The sequence below is a fragment of the Bacillus sp. P4_D3 genome, from assembly GCF_056401855.1.
This window is the reverse complement of record NZ_JBFUIN010000416.1, coordinates 1-5,269: the sequence shown is the minus strand read 5'-3', so window position 1 is coordinate 5,269 and position 5,269 is coordinate 1. Positions and strand designations below refer to the sequence as shown.

General features: G+C 36.0%; 7 protein-coding genes. All 7 read right to left on the bottom strand.

Annotated elements, in window-relative coordinates; all coding sequences use genetic code 11:
- On the bottom strand, nt 1-382 hold a 382-nt coding region (locus tag AC1DTM_RS22040), incomplete at its 3' end, for a demethylmenaquinone methyltransferase (protein ID WP_477000876.1).
- 29 nt (nt 383-411) lie between these two features.
- On the bottom strand, nt 412-1,164 hold the full coding sequence (locus AC1DTM_RS22035; RefSeq protein WP_246908557.1) for a heptaprenyl diphosphate synthase component 1: 753 nt from the start codon (nt 1,162-1,164) through the stop codon (nt 412-414).
- A gap of 271 nt (nt 1,165-1,435) precedes the next feature.
- Nucleotides 1,436-2,005, bottom strand: a complete 570-nt coding sequence (gene folE / locus AC1DTM_RS22030; RefSeq protein ID WP_001151479.1) for a GTP cyclohydrolase I FolE — start codon at nt 2,003-2,005, stop codon at nt 1,436-1,438.
- A 121-nt stretch (nt 2,006-2,126) separates the two neighbouring features.
- Nucleotides 2,127-2,399: an HU family DNA-binding protein gene (locus AC1DTM_RS22025; protein WP_001043860.1), complete on the bottom strand. Its 273-nt coding sequence runs from the start codon at nt 2,397-2,399 to the stop codon at nt 2,127-2,129.
- Between the two features lie 186 nt (nt 2,400-2,585).
- Nucleotides 2,586-4,064 (bottom strand): stage IV sporulation protein A, encoded by a 1,479-nt coding sequence (gene spoIVA, locus AC1DTM_RS22020; RefSeq protein ID WP_000416521.1) that lies wholly within the window; start codon nt 4,062-4,064, stop codon nt 2,586-2,588.
- Nucleotides 4,065-4,306: 242 nt separating this feature from the next.
- Nucleotides 4,307-5,020, bottom strand: a complete 714-nt coding sequence (locus tag AC1DTM_RS22015; protein WP_002158592.1) for a hypothetical protein — start codon at nt 5,018-5,020, stop codon at nt 4,307-4,309.
- A 65-nt stretch (nt 5,021-5,085) separates the two neighbouring features.
- The gene (locus AC1DTM_RS22010; RefSeq protein ID WP_477000875.1) at nt 5,086-5,268 is read right to left on the bottom strand and encodes a DUF2768 domain-containing protein; all 183 of its coding nucleotides are present in this window, start codon (nt 5,266-5,268) and stop codon (nt 5,086-5,088) included.
- Nucleotide 5,269 lies beyond the last annotated feature (1 nt).

Genomic DNA, 5,269 nt, shown 5'->3' with positions numbered 1-5,269 from the left:
TACGTAACCCAAAACCAATCGTTACATAATCAAATGTATTATCTTCATAAGGAAGTTCCATTGCATTTCCATGCATAAGTTCTACTTGCTTTAATTCTAAAGCTTCTACCTTTTGTTTACCTACAGCTAGCATATTTTCGCTAAAGTCTAAACCGTAAACCTTCCCATCTTCCCCTACAGCTCCCGCTAGTGCAATTGTCCAATCTGCCGTCCCGCAGCATACATCAAGTGCTTTACTCCCAGGTTTCACATCCATAATTCGCATCGTTTCTTTACGCCATGCCTTATGCCTTTGAAAACTAATTACAGAATTCATCACATCGTATTTATCAGAAATTTTCTCAAATACGTCATGTACTCTTTCTTCTTTTGATTGTTGCATGCTCGTACCTTCTTCCAATGTAAAGTTGCTTATGTCCTTGATTTATCTCTTAACATAGAAATTATCTCATTAACTTCTGTATGATTCTCTAAAAAATTTTCTTCCTGCTTTCTCATTTCCATAAGCCATTCATTAATAACTGTTTCTAGATTTTTATCGTCATCCAATGAGATTTTTTGGACCGCTTGAAAAACAGGTGAATTTTGTTTATCCGCATACAATTGACACTCTTTTTGAAGACGATTTTTTCCTAACACATAAGTTATATATGGTTTCCAATTAGATAAATGAAAATGATCACATGTTTTTTGCAAAAGCGCAGATTCAATTATTACTACACTTTCCATTATGTCTTGAATCGCCACATGTGCTTTTTGATATAGCATAATTTTATGTTCATTAATCTCCTTAATTCCTTCAGCAAGTGCACGAATTAAGATAATATCACAATTCATTGACAATAAGTAATAGTATAGACCACTATAATAATCCCCTGCAAGAACTGTCAATTGACGACGCTTATGGAATCCACTCGTCTCTTCGTTTGCTTTATTTGATACTTTTTCATGTGTATCAAGAGCAATTTGTACAAGCATAATCGTTACTACATAATGAGCAATTTGTTCTTTATGTATATTTGCACTTTTTAATGCACCGTATAACAGCGCTATTTTTTCTTCATCAATAAATGGTTCTTCAATATAGTTTATAAAATAAGGATGGCGTAATTTCTCCATCAATTTTTCTTTAATACCCGCATACCCTCCGTAGATGTCACACACAAAAAATCACCCTTGTTTTCTAATTCATAAAATTTATTATAACACATACATTCTATTTTCTATAATCAAAACTTGGCTACTTCTGCCAAACTGCCCCCGAATAAAGCCTCACCTTTCATTCATACGAGTTATCTTCGTCTCTAACAACTACAAACATTCATTTCCACAAAAGGCAGAAGTAATTTTCACCCTTTATATTCTTGCTCTTTAACACTAAAACTATATCATTTTTTTGTATATAAAAAAAAGAAAAGCAGTTTCCCGCTTTTCTTTACTTCGTCTTAATAAACGATAAAATTTCACTACGTGCTGCTGCATCATTTTCTAACACGCCGCGCACCGCAGTCGTTATTGTTTTCGCACCAGGCTTTTTCACACCACGCATCGTCATACACATATGCTCTGCTTCTACTACTACCATTACACCATGCGGCTCTAGTACTTCCATAATAGAGTTAGCTACTGTTGATGTAATTCGTTCCTGTAGTTGCGGACGACGCGCAATTGTGTCTACAGTACGGGCTAATTTACTTAGCCCTGTTACTTTTCCACCTTGCGGAATATATGCAACGTGAGCAACTCCATAAAACGGAACAAGATGATGCTCACACATCGAATAGAATGGTATATCTTTTACTAATACAAGCTCTTCGTGGTCTTCTCCGAATACTTTGTGTAAATGCTCTTTCGGATCCTCATGCATCCCTGAGAATACTTCTGCGTACATTTTCGCAACACGTTTCGGTGTATCAAGTACTCCCTCGCGATTTGGGTCATCTCCGATTGCCTCTAAAATAAGACGTACTGCATGTTCAATTTGTTCTAAATTAACTTTTGCCATCCGCTAGCCCTCCCGAAAAACCTAAAAGTGATACGAACACATTCTAGCATATTTATGTTTTTAAAAGCAAAAAGAAGAGTTTCCAAAAAGGAAACTCTTCTTCCCTGTTAATATGTAAGGATTATTTAACCGCATCTTTTAACGCTTTACCAGGTTTGAATGCAGGTACTTTACTTGCAGCGATTTCAATCTCCTCACCTGTTTGTGGGTTACGACCTTTACGAGCCGCACGCTCACGAACTTCGAAGTTACCGAATCCGATTAGTTGTACTTTATCACCTTGTTTTAAAGCTTCTAAGATAGAATCAAAAACAGCGTCCACTGCTTTTGTTGCGTCCTTTTTAGAAAGGGAACTTGCTTCTGCAACAGCATTGATTAAATCTGTCTTGTTCATGCCATTCACCTCCTCCCAAAGATAAGACTGTATAATGATCATAAAATGAGTCTTACTTTCATTTGTAGGCAATTTTTGCAAATTCTATACTACAAAGATGTAGATAAATCATTATCAACGCCTATATTATACGATTCTCCTTTATAATTCAATAAAAATCCCTCTGCAATTAGAGGGATTTTTTTCTTATAATATAATCGCAATTAATCCGCCAGATCCTTCATTAATAATTCTTTCTAGCGTTTCTTTTAACTTATAACGAGCGTTTTCTGGCATTAGTGATAACTTCGCTTGAATTCCTTCTCTAACAATAGAGCTAAGAGAGCGCCCAAATATATCAGAATTCCAAATTGATAGCGGGTCATCTTCAAAATCTTGCATCAAGTAACGAACTAGTTCTTCACTTTGTTTTTCAGTACCGATAATCGGTTCAAATGTTGATTCTACATCCACTTTAATCATATGAATAGACGGCGCAACCGCTTTTAATTTAACACCGAACCTTGAACCGTGACGAATAATTTCCGGTTCATCTAAGCTCATATCAGCTAATGCAGGCGCTGCTACTCCATATCCGGTTTGTTTTACCATCCGCAGGGCATCCGCCACTTGGTCATACTCTGTTTTCGCATGAGATAAATCGAGCATAAGCTTCAATAAATGATCTTTCCCTCGAATCTCTACTCCTACTACTTCTTTTAAAATTTGATCATACAATTCATCTGGCGCATATAAATCAATCTCTGCCACACCTTGCCCCATATCAATGCCAGCTAGACTTGCTCGATCAATAAATTCATATTGACTAAACTGCCAAACGACACGGTCCACATCACGAAGACGTTTTATATCCTTTACAGTCTCTTGAACCGCTTCCTGATAACTTTGGCGTAACCAATGTCCTTCATTTAGCACCATTACCCAGCTCGGAAGGTTTACATTCACTTCTAAAACCGGGAACTCGAATAACGCTTCTCGAAGTACGTTATACACATCTGTTTCTCTTAAACTCTCTACACTCATCGCAATTACTGGGATATCATATTCTTCTGATAAACTTTGACGTAACTGCTCCGTATCTGGATGATATGGCTGTACAGTATTGATAATCATAATGAAAGGCTTTCCTACTTCTTTTAACTCATTTACAACGCGTTCTTCTGCCTCTATATAATCTCTTCTTGGAATTTCACCAATTGTTCCATCTGTTGTAATAACGACACCTATTGTTGAATGCTCTTGAATTACTTTACGTGTTCCGATTTCTGCAGCTTCATGGAATGGAATAGGCTCTTCATACCAAGGAGTATTAATCATGCGCGGACCATTCTCATCTTCATATCCTTTTGCTCCTGGAACCGTATATCCAACACAATCTACTAATCGAATATTCACTTCAAGACCTTCATCTACTTCGATAGAAACCGCTTGGTTTGGAACAAACTTCGGTTCCGTCGTCATTATTGTACGACCAGCAGCACTTTGAGGCAGTTCATCCTGCGCTCTTTGACGGTCTGACTCATTTTCAATATTGGGAATAACAACAAGTTCCATAAACTTTTTAATAAATGTTGATTTCCCTGTTCGAACAGCTCCTACAACTCCAAAATAAATATCACCGCCTGTGCGTTCCGCAATATCTTTAAAAATATCTACCTTTTCCAAGTGATTCCCTCCCTCAATATTTTTGGGAATAATTCCACGTTTATAGTCAACTAATACCTTCTCTAACGTTGCCTATAATATCTGATATAATATAATGGTATTCTAGAAGTTCGGACAATATATCATATAATTTTGTCCAATTTCATATGACTATTTAAAAATACCTTTTGTTTGCATCGCAAGTTGTATAACATAAAAAACCTTTCTTCTAGAACTTATTCACTAAAAGAAAGGTTCATGACTTATGATTTTAAAAAAATTGGTTCTCCATTTTTTACTGTGTACGGCAAAGAATATGCAGGAACAAACGGGGAATCCTTCGATAGTATACTCCGGATATCTTCGCCTTCTTTAAATTGCCCTTCATTTTTTTTCAACACTTCATATAAGTCGATTCTATAATCAACAAACAATTCTCCTTTTTCATTGATTACAAGAGGGAGACCTTTTCCTGAGTACGGACTTGTCACTTGTGGTACATCTTTATATCCTAGTTTTTTGAAGTCTAATTCATAAACACCATCTGTAATCACTTTTTTAAAAGGTGGATATTGATGTTCATCCCGATACATCCTTAGCTTCAATGCCACTTCTTGAATTTGTTCCGCCATTCTCACATCAATTAACTTTACTGTCGGATTTTTTTCAACATCTATTAATACATATTGATATACTCCACCACTTTCATACGCATTCCCTGGCGCCTCTTGTATGTACCTTGGAGCAATTTTTTGAAAATCAATTGGATACTTCTGATAAATCGGCGTACTCATATCACGCGTCTTAATTGGTAATAAACCATCCGTTTGCTCCTTATATGTATTAATGGCTTTTTGTACAACTTGCAACTGGTCTTCATAAGGAATAGCACTTTGTTTCATATTTTCTCTTGGATACATACACCCTGTTAAAATGCTCATGCAACAAAATATTAAAATAATATGGATTTTTTTCACTGACAATCACCTTTTCATGCTAGTATGGACTGTTCCTTTTGTAACATTTACCGACTACACATCCTTTATTGCTCAATAGGGCCACTAAATACAACAAGGAAAATAACAATTCCCGATACAATCATGAGGGTGTACGCTACTAAAGCTGTAATCCCTTTCAAAAATTTATTCTTCATTTTATGCCTACTTAATAAAATAAAACTTACTGCAAGAAACATAAATCCAATTGCCCCTAAAGCAAACCACATT